The sequence below is a fragment of the Paraburkholderia sp. J41 genome (genome assembly GCF_905220235.1).
Classification (GTDB): Bacteria; Pseudomonadota; Gammaproteobacteria; order Burkholderiales; family Burkholderiaceae; genus Paraburkholderia.
Window position 1 is genome coordinate 19,456 of the sequence record NZ_CAJMZE010000039.1, and the last position, 16,158, is coordinate 35,613.

Below are 16,158 nucleotides of genomic sequence, written 5' to 3' on the forward strand. Positions count from 1 at the left end.
GCAAATACACCCGCTCCCGCCTTACAGTCCCCCAGACTATCGCCGACAGAATCCGATCAATTTATCGTAGTTGAAAATAGGAACGATTATCATTTAGAATAACTTCATCGAATCGAGTCAACGACGTCACGTTCATGACCGACCTTAACCGCACATCGACTCTCAGCTTGCGCCGCAGCGGCGCCGCCCTCACGGGTGCGCGACCGAAACCCGCTGTGCAGACGCAGCCGCGCAAGGCCAGCGAACCGGCGGGCACCCGCGCGACGCCAGCGAGCGGAGCGGGTGCAACGAGTGCAGCAAACGCGACAAGCGGTCGGGTGCTGGACAGCGCGGCGCTGCTGCAAGGCCAGAGCCATGTCAGCATCATGCATAACGGCGAAACGTATCAGTTGCGGGCCACCCGGCTCGGCAAGCTGATCCTGACAAAGTAATTTTCAACCGGGTATTGTGGGGACCGCCTCCACCGAGAGGCGTTGGGCATTAGCCAGCAACGACAGCTTGCACGCGAGATCTAGACCCCTTCGTGCAGACATCCTTCAAGCCAGCCGTCGAAGCAAGCCACGCCATTTTTTTGTTCTCGCACCATGATCGGGGCGACGCGCGAAGCGTGCCGCCCGAACAGCAAAAAGCCGCGGCACGTTCCGCGGCTTTTTGCTTTTACGGTGACGTACGATCTGCGCGAGCGCCCTTGCGCACCGCCGCCTTATTCCGCCTTATTCAACCCTGGTCGATTCCCAACGCGGCAATTCCCGCGCGCGCCACGGCCGCGTCCTGATCCGACTTCACGCCCGAAACGCCCACCGCGCCGATCACGTCGCCGTTCACCACGATCGGCACGCCGCCTTCGAGCATTGCAGTGAGCGGCGCGCTCAAGAACGCCGTGCGGCCCTGCTTGATGACTTCCTCGTAGACCTTGCTTTCGCGCCGGCCCATGGCCGCGGTGCGCGCCTTGCCGAGCGCCATCTCGGCCGAGGCCGCGCCGGCGCCGTCGAGCCGCCGCAGAAAAAGCGCATGGCCGCCCTCGTCCACCACGGCGATCGTCACGTTCCACTGGTTCGCGCGCGCATGCGCGACGGCCGCTTCGGCCATTTTCTCGATGTCTTCGTCGGTCAGAACGGCGCGGGTTCGCATGAGCATTTTCCTGTCGAAAGTCGGGCCGTGCGGGCGCTCAGCGCACCCAGCCCCAGAACATGAGCCACCAGGCGCTGTCCACCACGGCGAGCGCCAGCATGAAACCGGCCAGCGCGAGGCCGCGCTGCCAGAAGCGCGCGCTGTAGCGGCCCGTCACGCGCCACGCGAGCCACGCGCTCCACGCGTTCGTGACGACCAGAATCGCGATGCGCACTTCGGCGGCCCAATCGAGCGGCACGTGCTCGGCGCGCAGCAGCGAAAGCGTCGTGGCCGAAAGACCGAGGAACACGCCCGCGCCCGCGAGCGGAATCAGCGACTGCGCGAAGTGATGGACGCGGCGCATCTCGAAACGGCCGAACACGGCGGCGCAAGCCGCGAGTATCGCGAGCAGCACGGTGCCGTAGACGAGCCCCGTCGCGACGATATAGCCGACGATCATGCCGCCGTCGAGCCACGAGAACACGTCGTTTTGCGCGGGGTAATGCGTGAGCAGGAACCACGGCGCGTTGGTGTCGAGCGGCCAGGTGATGTCGCGGTCGATGAGCCAGCCCGCGAGCCATTGCTTGACGCCGATGAACCACGGCGAGCCGGTCCAGTGGAACGCGCCGATGGCGATGCCGAGCAGACCGTAAAGAATGAGCGCGGTGTCCCACGCGCTCGCGTGATGGTCGCCCAGCTCCACCACTTCTTCCGAGGGCGAGCGCCACGACAGCGCAATGGCATCGCGGTGGCCGCTGCAACGCCCGCACATATGGCATTGCGCGGCGCCCTTCATGTTGCGCAAGGGCACGAGCGGCGCGCAGTTCACGGGAATCACGCGATGCCCGCCGTGCTCGCCGTGCGTGTACGAATTGCGCCAGGCGTCCTCGTCGACCTTGTAGCGAAACGGCGCGAGGCGCGCCAGAAGCGCGAACACCCCGTTCACGGGGCAGAGATATTTGCACCAGACGCGCTTTTCGCGCCCGTACAGGAAGCCGATCACCATGGCGCCGAGCGTCGATCCGCCGAGCACCAGCAGCACGGCCTTCGGATACTGGTACACGCTTACCATCTGGCCGTAGATGGTGGTGAGGCCGAACGCGACGAAAGGCCAGCCGCCCCAGCGCATCCAGCGCGGAATCGCCCGGCCGCGCCCGAACTTGCTTGCGAACTCGGTGAGCGCACCTTCGGGACACAGCACGCCGCACCACACGCGCCCGAGCATTACCATCGAAAGCAGCACGAACGGCCACCAGATGCCCCAGAACACGAACTGCGCCGCAAGCGTAAGGTTGTTCCAGAGATGCGCCGTGTCGCCGGGCAGCGGCATCACGGCCGGCACGAGAATCAGGAACGCATAGACGGCGACGACGACCCACTGCACGGCGCGGATCACCGCGCCGTGCCGCTGCATCCATTGGCCCGCCTGGGCCAGCCTGCCCCGCCGCTGCAACGGTTGGGCCGATGCACAACTCATACCGATTTCCTCATGCAGTCTTTCGCCTGGCGACGCCGGCCGCCTGGCCGGTAGCGCGGCGCACGAGGAACCCCACCACCAGCCAGTAGACGGCATAAGCGATGAGATTCATGAGCGCCGGATGCGCACGATACCCCGTGAGCGTCGCGACGAGCGAGCCGAACGTGCTGGAGTCGTCGAGGATCATCGACGAATTCCACACCTGGTCGACGATGGTCGGCAGGATTTCCTTGTCGATCAGCTTGTCGACGCCGGTTTGAAAGAGGCCCGCGCCGAGGAACAGCAGCATGATCTCGGTGACGCGGAAGAAGTGCCGCCACGAGAACACCTTGCCGCCCAGTTGCAGCAGATAGAACGTGAAGAACGCGAGCGCAAGCCCGATCAGCACGGCCAGATACTGGCTCGCGCCGATGTGCCCCGACTGCCCGAAACCGAGACCGTAGAGGAAGATCACCGTTTCGCTGCCTTCGCGCGCAATGGCGAGCGCGACCAGCACGAGCACGCCCCACCAGTTCGAGTCGCGCGTGCTCGCTTCGAGCGACTCCTCCATCTCGCGCTTGAGCGTGCGGCCGTGGCGCTTCATCCACAGCACCATCTGCACGATCAGCACGCACGCGACCAGCACCATGCCGGTCTGGAAGTAATCCTGCGCGTCGCCCGACAGCACCTCGGTGAAGCCGACGAGCGCCGCGCCCAGCGCCACCGCCGACAGAATGCCGAGCGCCACGCCGCCCCACAGGTACGGCAGGCCGCGCCGCGCGTCGGCGTCGCCGTTCTTCAGCCACGCATAGAGAATCCCGACGACGAGCAGCGCCTCGACGCTTTCCCGCCATACGATGAACATCACCTGACCCATTCAACACCTCCCGCTGCCGGCGTTTCGCGCCGACTGCCTGCACCCACCGCAACGTCGCACGGCAACGATCATTTGGCGACGATCGTGCCTTGCGCCTGCTGATGAAAATCGTCGAAGAACTTGTACTCGCCCGGATCGAGCGGCGCGATCACCACGAACGACTCCGCGCCCGGCGCCAGCACCTTTTCCTTGCGAAGCTGGACGCTTTCGAACTCCACCGCGCCCTTGCCCGAGTTGCGCACCTCGATCTTGATACGCTTGCCCGCCGGCACTTCGATGCGCGCGGGATTGAGCTTGCCGTCGGCCATGTCCAGCTTGAAGGTCGGCAGATCCTCGGCGTGCGCCGCCATCGGAACGGCGGCGAGCGGCGCCGCAAACGACACGCTCACGGCAAGCGCCGCGAATTTGCGCGCGAACATCCGGTTTCCAGTCATCAGTCTTACCTGCTTGAGTCCTGCGTTCATCTGCGCTCGCGAGAGCGGCGGCGCGTGGCGCCTGGGCGTCCCGCGCGCACGCCGCCGTCGAGCCTTGCACGCGGCTTAGTAGCCGCCCTTCTTGCCGATGCCCGCGAACGGGAAGTCGTATTCCAGCGTGAACGGCTTGAACCACGGACCCACGCCCGTTTCCTTGTCGACGTGACGGCCGAACGCCATGTGGCCCGTCTGCATCGGCGGTTCGACGATCAGCTTCAGGTGGTACTTGCCGGGACCGTCGAGCTTCACGTTGTCGCCGTAATGCGGGCCGTCGTTCGCGACCATCGCCATCAGGTCGCCCTTGTGCGACCAGTTCGTGCCCGCCTTGCTCAGCTCGTAATGCACCTGGAGATACGGCATCCAGTCGCCTTCCGCGAAACCGGTCGGATTGTTCTTGACCGCGTGGATATCCGATTCCAGATGGATGTCGGAGTCCGACGCCTTGCGCATCATGCCTTCGGGTTCCATGGTGATCGGCTGGAGATAGACCGCGCCGATTTCCATGCCGCCCTGGATTTGCTGCTTGCCGATCGGGTATTCCGCCGCGTTGGCTGCCAATGCCGCCGTGGCGGCCGCGATCACGGCCGTGCCGCGCAAGAGAGAGTGGATCCGCATCGAAACTCCTGGTTTTTATATATGAAGGTGATGACCAACCGCGTCGTTCGCAATGCGCGCAATAACGCTAATGCGAACAATTCTCAATAATAGGGAAGTTTAACACCGATGCCGATGCCGGACAAAATCTGGGCGGCGGAAAACCCCAATGGGACAAGGTTTTAGGCGATTTCGGCGGGTTTCGTTACCGCGGCCTTACGACACGCCCCAATTCCGTTTTCACGCCGATGCGAACGCGAAAGCGGATCGAAGGATTCGGCGGCCCGATTCAAGCCGGCGGAAAAAAACGCCGCGCAAACGTGGGGGCGAAGCGGCGCGCGCGTTCCGGCGCGCCGCACCGCATCAAGCCGGATGATCGCCCACGTTCGCCCCGAACACGCGTTGGCGCAGAACCGACAACTGATCGCGCGCCTGCGCGGCCTTTTCGAATTCGAGATTTTTCGCGTAGTCCATCATCTGCTTTTCGAGCTTCTTGATTTCCCTGGCGATCTGCTTCTCGGACATGTCCTCGAATTTGGCGCGCTCCTGCTCCTCGCGCAGTTCGGCGCGCGCCTCGTCGACGTTGTACACGCCGTCGATGATGTCCTTGATGCGCTTGACCACGCCGCGCGGCACGATGCCGTTTTCTTCGTTGAACGCCACCTGCTTGGCGCGGCGGCGCTCGGTTTCGTCGATGGCGCGGCGCATCGAGTCGGTGATGCGGTCGCCGTAGAGAATCGCCTTGCCGTTCACGTTGCGCGCCGCGCGCCCGATCGTCTGGATCAGCGAGCGCTCGGCGCGCAGGAAGCCTTCCTTGTCGGCGTCGAGAATCGCCACGAGCGAGACCTCGGGAATGTCCAGGCCCTCGCGCAGCAGGTTGATGCCCACGAGCACGTCGAAGGTGCCCAGCCGCAAATCGCGAATGATTTCCACGCGCTCCACGGTGTCGATGTCGCTATGCAGATAGCGCACCTTCACGCCGTGATCGGCGAGAAATTCGGTGAGCTGCTCGGCCATGCGCTTGGTGAGCGTGGTGACGAGCACGCGCTCGCCCACTTCCACGCGCGCGTTGATTTCCGAAAGCACGTCGTCGACCTGGGTGGACGCGGGCCGCACCTCGATCTCCGGATCGACGAGACCGGTCGGCCGCACCACCTGCTCGGCGATCTGGCCCGTCACCTTCTTCTCGTAGTCGGCGGGCGTGGCCGAAACGAACACGACCTGGCGCATCTTGCGCTCGAACTCGTTGAACTTGAGCGGCCGGTTGTCGAGCGCCGAAGGCAGGCGAAAACCGTAATCGACGAGATTTTCCTTGCGCGCGCGGTCGCCGTTGTACATGCCGTTCAACTGGCCGATCAGCACGTGCGATTCGTCGAGAAACATCAAGGCGTCGCCGGGCAGGTAATCGACGAGCGTGGGCGGCGGCTCGCCGGGCAGCGCGCCCGAAAAGTGGCGCGAGTAGTTCTCGATGCCCTTGCAGAAGCCCAGTTCCTGGAGCATTTCCAGGTCGAAGCGCGTGCGCTGCTCGAGCCGCTGCGCCTCGACGAGCTTGCCGTCGCCGTGGAAGAACTCCAGCCGCTCGCGCAATTCGGCCTTGATCGTCTCCACGGCGCGCAGCACGGTTTCGCGCGGCGTCACGTAGTGCGACGACGGATACACGGTGAAGCGCGGAATCTTCTGGCGCACGCGGCCCGTGAGCGGATCGAACAGTTGCAGCGTTTCCACTTCGTCGTCGAACAACTCCACGCGCACGGCCATTTCGGCGTGCTCCGCCGGGAAAATGTCGATGGTGTCGCCGCGCACGCGGAACGTGCCGCGCTGGAAATCCTGCTCGTTGCGGTTGTACTGCATGGCGATCAGGCGGGCGATGACGTCGCGCTGGCCGAGCTTGTCGCCTTGACGCAGCGTAAGGATCATCTGGTGATACTCGGACGGATTGCCGATACCGTAGATCGCCGAAACGGTGGCGACGATCACCACGTCGCGCCGCTCCATCAGGCTCTTGGTGGCCGAAAGCCGCATCTGCTCGATATGCTCGTTGATCGACGAATCCTTCTCGATGAAGAGATCGCGCTGCGGCACGTAGGCTTCCGGCTGGTAATAGTCGTAGTACGAGACGAAATACTCGACGGCGTTGCGCGGAAAGAACTCGCGGAATTCGGCGTAAAGCTGCGCGGCGAGCGTCTTGTTCGGCGCGAACACGATGGCCGGGCGGCCGAGGCGCGCGATGGTGTTGGCCATCGTGTAGGTCTTGCCCGAGCCCGTCACGCCCAGCAGCGTCTGGAACGAAAGCCCGTCTTCCACGCCTTCCACGAGCGTTTCGATCGCGCTTGGCTGGTCGCCGGCCGGCGGATACGGCTGATAAAGCTGGAACGGCGAGCCTTCGAAACTGACGAACTTCGACTCGTCGAGCGCGGGCGCGTCGGCGACGGTGTGGTCGGACATGGGTGGCATCCTGTGCGCGAAGCAAACAACTATTCTAGCGTCTCGCCGATGGCCGGGCCTGGGGCGGCATCGGCCAGTGACGGAGCGGGCGAAGGCTGCCGCGCGCGGTGCAATGGGGCTTTGGGGCCGGAAGCGGCGCGGCGTGACAGTCGCCTAGATGGGTGCGGCCGCCGCGACTGCAAGGGCGAATCGAACGAATGCGCGGGACGCGGGAATCCGGCAATCCGCCGCGAAAACGGACGAAAAACCGCAAAAACGGCCGCGTTTGCGTCACGGTCAAACCGAATTCGCCGAAAAACCCGCTTGAGGATTCGTTACAATAGCGAGTTGCGTGGCCGGCCGCCCGGCGCCGCGTCGAGACCACCGACCGGCGCCACCGAAGTAACGAGACACCCGTAGCGCGTGCGGACCACCGAGCTTCCTCCTTCACTTTTGCCGAACCATCATGTCCCTCTTTTCCGCAGTCGAACTCGCCCCTCGCGACCCGATCCTGGGTCTGAACGAAGCCTATAACGCCGACGCACGCGCGACCAAGGTGAACCTCGGCGTGGGCGTGTACACCAACGAGGAAGGCAAGATCCCGCTGCTGCGCGCGGTGCGCGAGGCGGAAAAGGCCCGCGTCGAAGCCGGTCTGCCGCGCGGCTATCTGCCGATCGAAGGTCTGGGCGCGTATGACGCGGCCGTGCAGAAGCTGCTGCTCGGCGACGACTCGCCGCTGATCGCCGCCGGCCGCGTCGTCACGGCGCAGGCGCTGGGCGGCACGGGCGCGCTCAAGATCGGCGCCGACTTCCTCAAGCGCGTGAATCCGTCCGCCAAGGTCGCGATCAGCGACCCGAGCTGGGAAAACCACCGCGCCCTGTTCGAAAGCGCGGGCTTCGAAGTCGTCGCGTACCCGTACTACGACGCGCAAACCAACGGCGTGAACTTCGAGGGCATGCTTTCGGCGCTCAACGGCTACGCCGCGGGCACGGTCATCGTGCTGCACGCGTGCTGCCACAACCCCACGGGCGTCGATCTCACGGTCGACCAGTGGAAGCAGGTGATCGAAGTCGTGAAGGCGCGCAACCTCGTGCCGTTCCTCGACATCGCTTATCAGGGCTTCGGCGACGGCATCGCGGAAGACGGCGAAGTCGTGCGCCTCTTCGCGGCATCGGAACTCAACGTGTTCGTGTCGTCGTCGTTCTCGAAGTCGTTCTCGCTGTACGGCGAGCGCGTGGGCGCGCTTTCGATCATCACGTCGAGCAAGGAAGAATCGGCGCGCGTGCTCTCGCAACTCAAGCGCGTGATCCGCACGAACTATTCGAACCCGCCCACGCACGGCGGCTCGGTGGTCGCGGCCGTGCTGGGCTCGCCCGAACTGCGCACGATGTGGGAGGCCGAACTCGGCGAAATGCGCAACCGCATCCGCGCGATGCGCACGGGCCTCGTCGAGCGCCTCACGGCCGCCGGCGTCGACCGCGACTTCAACTTCATCAACGTGCAGCGCGGCATGTTTTCGTACTCGGGCCTGACGGCGGCGCAAGTCGACCGCCTGCGCGAAGAGTTCGGCATTTACGCCGTGAGCACGGGCCGCATCTGCGTGGCCGCGCTCAACACGCGCAATCTCGACGTGGTGGCCGGCGCCGTCGCGCAAGTGCTGAAATAAGCACGCGCCACGCGAAGCGCCTGTGAAAACGGCGCCCGTTCTTCGGAACGGGCGCCGTTTGTTTTGGTGCGCCGGACAAGCGGCGCAAGCCGATGCGCTAAAGATCGCGCACGACGCGATCGCGATGAATGTCGTGCGTGACGAAGCCCGCGTCGTTGTCGGGTTTTTCGAGCCAGCCCGGCTGCGAAAGCGAGGCGCGGATGTCCTGCAAGCCGCTTTCCCAATGCTCGCGCATGGTCGAAATGCCGAACTGGTAGTCCTTGAAGTGCCCCTCGTATTCCTTGTGCCGGTAAATGAGGTGGATCACGTTGTACTGCTTCGAGCACGAGAGTTCGTCGGCGAGCGCCACCCATGGGTCTTCGCGATGATCGGGCGCGACGCGTTCCAGCACTTCGCGCAGCACATGGCGAAAACGCTGCGAACGTTGCAGCATGTCCGTGACCATACGCGTGCGGCTCGAATACTGAATGTCCTTCATGCGGCCCTGCACGTCGGTGATGTTGTCGGGCACCGGGCCGCGCGCGCTCCACAGATCGACTTGAAACGCCAGCGTGTCGCGGCGCGGCGTGGTCTGGATCACTTCGTAAAGCGGCGTGTTCGACATGAGCCCGCCGTCCCAGTACCACTCGCCGTCGATCTCCACCGCCGCGAACCCCGGCGGCAACGCGCCCGAGGCGATGAAATGCTCGGGCCGCAGCACCGTAGTGCGATTGTCGAAATAGACGAAGTTGCCGCTGCCCACGTTGACCGCGCCCACCGAGACGCGCGTTTCGCCGGAATTGATGCGGTCGAAGTCGCAAAGCCGTTCGAGCGTGGCCTTGAGCGGCCTGGTGTCGTAATAGCTCGCCTTCTCCGGATGCCCCGACGCGTTGGGCAGCGGCGGCGGAAAGCGCGGCACGAAAAAGCCCTTCTGCCCTTCGACGAGCGCGCCCGCCGCCTGCATGGCCGTGAAGGTCTTGCGCACGGCCTCGCCGGAATTGAACAGCGCATGTTCGACGAACGGCGGCAGCGGCGGCGTGAACGCGGGCTGGCAAATCGTCTCCCAGAACTCGCGCAAACGCGCCACGCGATGCTCGGGCGCATTGCCCGCGATGATGGCCGTATTCAACGCGCCGATGGAGATGCCCGCGATCCAGTTGGGCGCGACGCCGGCTTCGAACAACCCTTCGTAGACGCCCGCCTGATATGCGCCAAGCGCGCCGCCGCCTTGCAGCGTGAGCGCGACGGTTTCCCACTGCCGCGACTCGGCGCTACAGCGCGAAACGTGCGGGCGCGACGCCGCGCTCGTGTGCACGGCGGCTTCCTCGCCCACCGCGCTCGACTGGATCTGCCCTTTCTTGCGTTGCGCCATGGCCGCGCCTCCCGGATGACGATGCGTTACTGCATGAACCAGCCGTGGCTCACGACGAACGACTGGCCCGTGAACGCGGCCGACGGGAACGCCGACAGGAACAGCACCGTTTGCGCGACGTCTTCGACGGTCGTGAAGATGCCGTCCACCGTGCCGCCCAGCATCACGCGCTTGACCACTTCTTCCTCGGAAATGCCGAGTTCCTTCGCCTGCTCGGGAATCTGCTTTTCGACCAGCGGCGTGCGCACGAAACCGGGGCAAACCACGTGCGAGCGCACGTTGTGCTTGCCGCCTTCCTTTGCAAGCACGCGGGCAAGACCGAGCAGCGCATGCTTGGCCGCGACATACGCCGACTTAAGCGGCGACGCCTCGTGCGAATGCACCGAACCCATGTAGATCACCACGCCGCCGCGATCGTCCTTGTACATGTGCTTGAGCGAGGCCTTGGTGGTGAGGAACGCGCCGTCGACGTGAATGGCCTGCATCTTCTTCCAGTCGGAAAACGCGTAGTTTTCAATGGGGTTCACGATCTGGATGCCGGCATTCGAAACGAGAATGTCGATCGAGCCGAACTCGGCCGCCACGCGGTCGATACCCTCATTCACGGCCTCTTCGCTCGTGACGTCCATGGCAACGCCGATGGCCTTGCCGCCCGCGCCCTTGATCTCTTCGGCCACGGCGTCGGCGCCGCTCTGATTCAGGTCGGCGATGGCGACGGCGGCGCCCGCCTGCGCGAGCGTGAGGGCGATCTGCTTGCCGATGCCGCTTGCGGCGCCGGTCACGACCGCGACCTTGCCATCGAGTTTCGTATTGAGGGAGAGAGACGACATCGGGCACCTCCAGATGAGTGGACTGCAACGAAGTTCAGGGGAACAGCATGAATGCGAGGCGCGTGCAGCGTCAAACCTGACGAATGGCTTATGCCGTCCGGCCGAATGGTGCGCCGCGGCCAACGGCGCTATTGTGCATGAAGCGGCTTTGGCGAAGCGTTGAAACGGACAAACCTTTGTCGCGCGTTAACGTGCCTTGAAGGCGCTTCGCGGGTGTTTTGCCGCGCTGCACGAGCGGCGCACACCCGGCGTCTGCCGCGCGAACGTGCTAGCTTGGCGAACTCTCACCGCAACCATCCTGATTGAGGCGTTCATGAACTATCGGCGTTTGGGCCGCTCCGGCCTGCAGGTTAGCGAACTGTCCATCGGCTCCTGGGTCACCTACGGCACGCAGGTCGACGCGAAACTCGCGCGCGAATCGCTCGCGGCGGCGCGCGACGCGGGCGTCAACTTCTTCGACAACGCCGAAGTCTACGCGGGCGGCAAGTCGGAAGAACTCATGGGTCAGGCGCTCAAGGAACTCGCATGGCCGCGTGTGAGCTACGTGGTCTCCACCAAGTTTTTCTGGGGATTGAACGAAGCGCCCAACCAGTTCCACACGCTCAACCGCAAATACCTGATGAACGCCATCGACGGCTCGCTCAAGCGGCTCCAGCTCGATTATGTCGATCTCGTGTTCTGTCATCGTCCCGACCCGAACACGCCGGTCGAGGAAACCGTCTGGGCGATGAGCGACATGATCTCGCGCGGCAAGGCGCTCTACTGGGGCACGTCGGAATGGAGCGCGGACGAGATTCGCGCCGCCTGGGAAATTGCGGAACGTCATCATCTGCACAAGCCGGTCATGGAGCAGCCGCAGTACAACCTGTTTCATCGCAAGCGCGTGGAAGACGAATACCGCCGCCTTTACGAAGACATCGGCCTCGGCCTCACGACCTGGAGCCCGCTTGCGTCCGGCCTGCTCACCGGCAAGTATCGCGGCGGCGTGCCGTCGGGCAGCCGCGCGGAGCTGCAAGGTTATGACTGGCTGCGCAAGAGCGTGACCGATTCGGCGAAGAACGAGATCGTCGGCAAGCTGGGCGATTTCGCGCAAGCGCTGGGTTGCACGGTCGGCCAGCTCGCGCTCGCGTGGATTCTCAAGAATCCGAACGTGAGCACGGTCATCACGGGCGCTTCGCGCATCGAGCAGATCGGCGAAAACATGAAGGCGATCGAAGTGGCCGAAAAAATCACGCCCGAGGTGAAGGAGAAGATCGAGGCGATCGTCGGCGACGCTTACAACTGAGCCGAAGCGAATCGCAAATCGCAAATTGCAAATCGCAAGCGGGAGGCACGAGCGCACATTGTCCGCGCCATGCCGCCGGGACGCGCGTCGAGCCGTGGCGCTCGCGCGGCGCATCGCGTGACGTACAATACGCGACCTCACCGCGCGCACCCTGCCCGACCGTGCGCCCGGCGCGGCCAGCGGCGTGAAGCACGCGCTGCCCGCTTCCTCCGATTTTCTACGGACCCCGCGTCCCGCCCATCATGCTGAGCTACCGTCACGCCTTCCACGCCGGCAATCACGCCGATGTCCTCAAGCACGCCGTCGTCGTGCAGTTGTTGCAGTATCTCGGCAAGAAGGACAAGGCTTACTGGTATCTCGACACGCACGCGGGCGCCGGCGCCTATGCACTGCGCGAAGGTTACGCCACGAAGAACGCGGAATTCGACACGGGCATCGGCAAGCTCTGGGGGCGCAACGACCTGCCCGCGATGCTGGCCGACTACGTGGACGAAGTGGCGGCGCTCAACGCCGACGGCGAATTGCGCTTCTATCCCGGCTCCCCGTATCTCGCGTGGAGGCTCATGCGCGAACAGGACCGCATGCGCCTTTTCGAACTGCACAGCACCGAAATCGACGTACTGCGGCATCGCTTCCACGACGCGGGCCGCCGCGTGATGATTTACGAAGGCGACGGTTTCGACGGCATCAAGGCGCTGCTGCCTCCGCCGCCGCGCCGCGCGCTCGTGCTGATCGATCCGTCGTTCGAGGACAAGCGCGATTACGCGCGCACGCTCACGTGTGTCGAGGAAAGCCTTGCGCGCTTCGCCACCGGTACGTACGCCGTGTGGTATCCGCAGGTCACACGCCCCGAATCGCAACGGTTTCCCGACCAGCTCAAGCGTTTGCAGGAAAAGAACTGGCTGCACGTCACGCTTTCGGTGAGCCATCCGCCCTCGGACGGTTTTGGCCTGTACGGCAGCGGCATGTTCATCCTGAATCCGCCGTACACGCTTCAGGCTGCGTTGAAAGAAGCGTTGCCGTGGCTCGTGAAAACGCTGGGCAAGGACGCTGGCGCGCAGTTCAAGATCGAAGCGCGCGGAGATTGAAGGCTAACGCGGCCCGCGCAATGCCGGTCGGTTGCGATGATCGAGGCCGCTTGCGCGGCGCCATCGCACGATTCGCTCGCCGTGTCCTTAATGGGAGGCCACGGCTTGGGAGGCCACTGCGGCGATCATTGCGGCCCGCCCGGCGCCGTCGAATGCGCCGTCGATGAATGACGATGCGGCGGATGCGGGCGGCCACCACCACCACCGCCGTTACCGCCCGAAGCATCGACGTACGGCGCGACGATATACGGCTGCTGCGGCGGCTCCACGCCGCCCAATTGCTGCATCGGCACCATTTGCCGGCTGCCGAGCGTCGCGTTTTGCAGCACCACGCCGGGCTGTCCGTCGTTGATGCCGCGTTGCGAATCGAGAATCAGAGGTTGTCCTGCCGCCAGCGCGTTCGCGCACATACCGGCGAAAACGGCTGCGCATACCGCCGCACACGCGCCGTGCGCGCCTCGCCTTGCACGGCGAGCGGACGCGCGAACGCCCTGAAAAATACGGTCTGTCACCATGAATGGCCCCCGAAGTAAGCAACTTCCCTGCTATGACGGCTTATCGCAAAAAAGACTTTACCTTACCGCAGTGGTAAGGCTCAGACTCTTCTTGTCGAAAGCGCGGATCAACTCAAGGGAACGTGCGCAAGCGGCACGACAGCGGGCGGCCAGAAATGACAAAGCCCCGCCAATGCGGGGCTTTTCATCGTGATCGAGATCGGGAACGGCTTACAGCGAGTAGCCGCTGGATTCGATCGAACGAATGCGCTGTTCGAGTTGCACGATGTCGGCCGACGAAGCGAGATACGACTCGCGGCGGCGACGTTCCGCAGTTTCAAACCAGGTGCTCAGCTTTTCAAGAAGGTAGGCAAACATGATGGTGTGCTCCAAGGATTCGGCAGTCCCCGGTGATTAGCATCAGGGATTACCCTCGTAAGGGATAACCCGCATTATAGCGGTTGCACCCAAATTTGCCAGTGAATTGCACGAATGCAGTGCATTCCATTCTGGAATGCAAGCCATAGAAAGATGGGCAACATCATGTTTTATCGACTCATTTCCTTCGAATTTCATGCGCCGCGCGTATTTTCCAAAAAAATACGCACCATATTTGTGCGAAATCCAGAAGCGGCTGCGTCGATTTGTCCAAATCGGGTTGCACCTTCGGCACGGAGGGAGTTACACCTGTTCGCGGCCGTTCGTCACACCGGCTCAGTGCGGGGAATCGCAGGCCTCGCAGCCAAGCGGCGCTTCGCTCGCGAGGCGTTCGATGATCGGGCAATCCGGCCGGTCGTCGCCGTGGCAGTGGGCAGCGAGGTGTGCAAGCGTGTCGCGCATCTGCGTGAGTTCGGCGATACGCTCATCCAGTTCGGCCACGTGTTCGAGCGCGATCGACTTGACCTCCGCGCTTGCGCGCGAGCGGTCGTGCCACAGCGCCAGCAGGCGACGGATATTCTCGACGAAAAATCCCAGCCGCCGCGCCTGACGGATGAAGCGCAGCGAATGCACTTCCTCCATGCCGTACACGCGATAGCCCGATTCCGTGCGCCCTTTCGGCGCGAGCAAACCGACGCTCTCGTAGTAACGAATCATTTTTGCCGTAACGCCCGATTCCCGGGCCGCTTCGCCGATGTTCACGCCGTTCTCCGCAGGGGTATGGCCGATTCCTCGATCGTACACCTTCCCATCATAGGAAGGTCCAATATGGCGATTCGAGGCGGCTGGCATAATCCGGCGACGGCTTCAGCGGGCTTCACAGTCCGCTTCACGGCACGCTTCACAGTCCGCTTCACTCACTGAAAAGGAAGACACGATGATCGAGTTCAACGTCGAAGGCATGAGCTGCCAGCACTGTGTGGGCGCTGTCACCCGCGCGATTCACGAGCAGGACGCGCAGGCGAAGGTCGAGGTCGATCTTGCGGGCGGCCGCGTGAAAGTCGAGTCGACGCAAAGCGCCGATGCGCTCAAGAACGCGATCGACGAAGCCGGCTATACCGTGACCGGCAGCGCCGACGTCTGACGGAACGCGCCATGTTCAAGGTTGCCGTGATCGGCGCGTCGGGCTTGCTCGGGCGCGCCGTGGTTCGCGAGCTGGGCGCCGAAACGGCCTGGCAAGTCGTGCCCACCGCGTTTCGCCACGCGCGCGATGCCACACGCGTGCTCGACGTGCGCGACGCGGAGGCGGTGCGGGCGTTCGTCGAGCGCGAAGCGCCCGACGCGATCGTGCTGGCCGCCGCCGAGCGCCGCCCGGATGTCTGCGAGCGCGATCCGGCCGCAGCCCGCGCGCTCAACGTCGACGCGGTGCGCCACGTCGGCGCGGCGGCCCGCGCGCGTGGCGCGTGGGTGCTGTCGATTTCCACCGACTACGTGTTCGACGGCACGAAGCCGCCCTACCGCGTCGACGACACGCCCAATCCGCTCAACGCCTACGGCCACAGCAAGCTCGAAGGCGAACGCGCGCTGCTCGAAGGCGGCGGCAACGCGCTCGTACTGCGCTTGCCGCTGCTGTTCGGCCCGGTTTGCGCGGCGACTTCGGGTTGGCACGAGTCGGCGGTGACGAGCCTCGTGCCGGCCGTCGTCGCTTCGTCGCGGCCGGGCGCGCAAGCCGCGCCGATGGACGCGTGGGCCACGCGCTATCCGACCTTCACGCCCGACGTGGCGTTCGCGATCCGCGAGTTGCTGCTGCGTTGCGCGGACGGCCGGCCGGTGAACGGCATCGCGCACTGGTCCGGCGACGAGCCCATGACGAAGTTCGATATCGCCGAACGACTCGCGCAGGCGCTCGGCGTGCAGGCGCGGCTCGATGCGCAGCCCGCGCACGCCGATGCGACGCCGCGTCCGCGCGATTGCCATCTCGATTCGAGCCGGCTCGAAGCGTTGGGAATCGGGCGGCGCACGCCGTTCGACGCGGCGATTCGCGCGGTGATCGACGCCTTCGAGCACGCAGGCGGCCAACCTTAAGTCATCGGCGTTGCGGCCACTCGGCGCGCGGCAGCGAGCGCCGCGCG

General features: G+C 64.4%; 17 protein-coding genes. 6 read left to right on the forward strand and 11 right to left on the reverse strand.

Annotation, left to right across the window (positions count from 1 at the left end; all coding sequences use genetic code 11):
- Window positions 1-134 precede the first annotated feature (134 nt).
- On the forward strand, window positions 135-431 hold the full coding sequence (gene hemP / locus U5805_RS27415) for a hemin uptake protein HemP (protein WP_322106651.1): 297 nt from the start codon (window positions 135-137) through the stop codon (window positions 429-431).
- Window positions 432-717: 286 nt separating this feature from the next.
- Here the strand turns inward: hemP and U5805_RS27420 are convergent, their stop codons facing one another.
- The 6 genes from U5805_RS27420 to uvrB form a co-directional block, all read right to left on the reverse strand.
- Window positions 718-1,131 (reverse strand): heme-binding protein, encoded by a 414-nt coding sequence (locus tag U5805_RS27420; protein WP_322106652.1) that lies wholly within the window; start codon window positions 1,129-1,131, stop codon window positions 718-720.
- A 37-nt stretch (window positions 1,132-1,168) separates the two neighbouring features.
- A complete protein-coding gene (locus U5805_RS27425) occupies window positions 1,169-2,587 on the reverse strand; it encodes a 4Fe-4S binding protein (protein ID WP_322106653.1) in 1,419 nt (472 codons plus the stop codon).
- 10 nt (window positions 2,588-2,597) lie between these two features.
- On the reverse strand, window positions 2,598-3,443 hold the full coding sequence (locus tag U5805_RS27430; RefSeq protein ID WP_322106654.1) for an FTR1 family iron permease: 846 nt from the start codon (window positions 3,441-3,443) through the stop codon (window positions 2,598-2,600).
- Between the two features lie 68 nt (window positions 3,444-3,511).
- Entirely contained in the window at window positions 3,512-3,862 is a 351-nt protein-coding gene (locus U5805_RS27435) for a cupredoxin domain-containing protein (RefSeq protein WP_322106675.1), read from the reverse strand.
- A gap of 120 nt (window positions 3,863-3,982) precedes the next feature.
- Window positions 3,983-4,531 (reverse strand): iron transporter, encoded by a 549-nt coding sequence (locus U5805_RS27440; RefSeq protein WP_322106655.1) that lies wholly within the window; start codon window positions 4,529-4,531, stop codon window positions 3,983-3,985.
- A 342-nt stretch (window positions 4,532-4,873) separates the two neighbouring features.
- A complete protein-coding gene (gene uvrB, locus U5805_RS27445; RefSeq protein ID WP_322106656.1) occupies window positions 4,874-6,955 on the reverse strand; it encodes an excinuclease ABC subunit UvrB in 2,082 nt (693 codons plus the stop codon).
- A gap of 445 nt (window positions 6,956-7,400) precedes the next feature.
- On the opposite strand from uvrB, the gene U5805_RS27450 reads away from it, so the two are divergent.
- Window positions 7,401-8,600, forward strand: a complete 1,200-nt coding sequence (locus U5805_RS27450; protein WP_322106657.1) for an amino acid aminotransferase — start codon at window positions 7,401-7,403, stop codon at window positions 8,598-8,600.
- 97 nt (window positions 8,601-8,697) lie between these two features.
- Here U5805_RS27450 and U5805_RS27455 read toward each other — a convergent pair whose 3' ends face one another.
- Together U5805_RS27455 and U5805_RS27460 are read right to left on the reverse strand one after the other, a co-directional pair.
- Window positions 8,698-9,951: a patatin-like phospholipase family protein gene (locus U5805_RS27455; RefSeq protein ID WP_322106658.1), complete on the reverse strand. Its 1,254-nt coding sequence runs from the start codon at window positions 9,949-9,951 to the stop codon at window positions 8,698-8,700.
- A gap of 26 nt (window positions 9,952-9,977) precedes the next feature.
- Entirely contained in the window at window positions 9,978-10,781 is an 804-nt protein-coding gene (locus U5805_RS27460; RefSeq protein WP_322106659.1) for a 3-hydroxybutyrate dehydrogenase, read from the reverse strand.
- A gap of 313 nt (window positions 10,782-11,094) precedes the next feature.
- Here U5805_RS27460 and U5805_RS27465 point away from each other — a divergent pair, with 313 nt between their 5' ends.
- Together U5805_RS27465 and U5805_RS27470 are read left to right on the forward strand one after the other, a co-directional pair.
- Window positions 11,095-12,066, forward strand: a complete 972-nt coding sequence (locus U5805_RS27465; protein WP_322106660.1) for an aldo/keto reductase — start codon at window positions 11,095-11,097, stop codon at window positions 12,064-12,066.
- A 242-nt stretch (window positions 12,067-12,308) separates the two neighbouring features.
- On the forward strand, window positions 12,309-13,154 hold the full coding sequence (locus tag U5805_RS27470) for a 23S rRNA (adenine(2030)-N(6))-methyltransferase RlmJ (RefSeq protein WP_322106661.1): 846 nt from the start codon (window positions 12,309-12,311) through the stop codon (window positions 13,152-13,154).
- Window positions 13,155-13,279: 125 nt separating this feature from the next.
- On the opposite strand, the gene U5805_RS27475 is transcribed toward U5805_RS27470, so the two are convergent.
- From U5805_RS27475 to cueR, 3 genes are all read right to left on the reverse strand, one after another.
- Window positions 13,280-13,564, reverse strand: a complete 285-nt coding sequence (locus tag U5805_RS27475) for a hypothetical protein (protein WP_322106662.1) — start codon at window positions 13,562-13,564, stop codon at window positions 13,280-13,282.
- Between the two features lie 315 nt (window positions 13,565-13,879).
- Entirely contained in the window at window positions 13,880-14,026 is a 147-nt protein-coding gene (locus tag U5805_RS27480) for a DUF3563 family protein (RefSeq protein WP_322106663.1), read from the reverse strand.
- Between the two features lie 336 nt (window positions 14,027-14,362).
- A complete protein-coding gene (cueR, locus tag U5805_RS27485) occupies window positions 14,363-14,788 on the reverse strand; it encodes a Cu(I)-responsive transcriptional regulator (RefSeq protein ID WP_322106676.1) in 426 nt (141 codons plus the stop codon).
- A gap of 175 nt (window positions 14,789-14,963) precedes the next feature.
- Here cueR and U5805_RS27490 point away from each other — a divergent pair, with 175 nt between their 5' ends.
- Together U5805_RS27490 and U5805_RS27495 are read left to right on the forward strand one after the other, a co-directional pair.
- Window positions 14,964-15,170: a heavy-metal-associated domain-containing protein gene (locus U5805_RS27490; RefSeq protein ID WP_322106664.1), complete on the forward strand. Its 207-nt coding sequence runs from the start codon at window positions 14,964-14,966 to the stop codon at window positions 15,168-15,170.
- An 11-nt stretch (window positions 15,171-15,181) separates the two neighbouring features.
- Window positions 15,182-16,111 carry an SDR family oxidoreductase gene (locus tag U5805_RS27495; RefSeq protein ID WP_322106665.1) on the forward strand — a complete coding sequence of 310 codons (930 nt, stop codon included), beginning with the start codon at window positions 15,182-15,184 and terminating at the stop codon, window positions 16,109-16,111.
- Window positions 16,112-16,158: the final 47 nt, after the last annotated feature.

Coding starts and splice junctions, on each gene's coding strand:
- hemP (WP_322106651.1), top strand. CDS start 135: ATGACCGACCTTAACCGCACATCGACTCTCAGCTTGCGCCGCAGCGGC.
- U5805_RS27420 (WP_322106652.1), bottom strand. CDS start 1,131: ATGCGAACCCGCGCCGTTCTGACCGACGAAGACATCGAGAAAATGGCC.
- U5805_RS27425 (WP_322106653.1), bottom strand. CDS start 2,587: ATGAGTTGTGCATCGGCCCAACCGTTGCAGCGGCGGGGCAGGCTGGCC.
- U5805_RS27430 (WP_322106654.1), bottom strand. CDS start 3,443: ATGGGTCAGGTGATGTTCATCGTATGGCGGGAAAGCGTCGAGGCGCTG.
- U5805_RS27435 (WP_322106675.1), bottom strand. CDS start 3,862: ATGTTCGCGCGCAAATTCGCGGCGCTTGCCGTGAGCGTGTCGTTTGCG.
- U5805_RS27440 (WP_322106655.1), bottom strand. CDS start 4,531: ATGCGGATCCACTCTCTCTTGCGCGGCACGGCCGTGATCGCGGCCGCC.
- uvrB (WP_322106656.1), bottom strand. CDS start 6,955: ATGTCCGACCACACCGTCGCCGACGCGCCCGCGCTCGACGAGTCGAAG.
- U5805_RS27450 (WP_322106657.1), top strand. CDS start 7,401: ATGTCCCTCTTTTCCGCAGTCGAACTCGCCCCTCGCGACCCGATCCTG.
- U5805_RS27455 (WP_322106658.1), bottom strand. CDS start 9,951: ATGGCGCAACGCAAGAAAGGGCAGATCCAGTCGAGCGCGGTGGGCGAG.
- U5805_RS27460 (WP_322106659.1), bottom strand. CDS start 10,781: ATGTCGTCTCTCTCCCTCAATACGAAACTCGATGGCAAGGTCGCGGTC.
- U5805_RS27465 (WP_322106660.1), top strand. CDS start 11,095: ATGAACTATCGGCGTTTGGGCCGCTCCGGCCTGCAGGTTAGCGAACTG.
- U5805_RS27470 (WP_322106661.1), top strand. CDS start 12,309: ATGCTGAGCTACCGTCACGCCTTCCACGCCGGCAATCACGCCGATGTC.
- U5805_RS27475 (WP_322106662.1), bottom strand. CDS start 13,564: ATGTGCGCGAACGCGCTGGCGGCAGGACAACCTCTGATTCTCGATTCG.
- U5805_RS27480 (WP_322106663.1), bottom strand. CDS start 14,026: ATGTTTGCCTACCTTCTTGAAAAGCTGAGCACCTGGTTTGAAACTGCG.
- U5805_RS27490 (WP_322106664.1), top strand. CDS start 14,964: ATGATCGAGTTCAACGTCGAAGGCATGAGCTGCCAGCACTGTGTGGGC.
- U5805_RS27495 (WP_322106665.1), top strand. CDS start 15,182: ATGTTCAAGGTTGCCGTGATCGGCGCGTCGGGCTTGCTCGGGCGCGCC.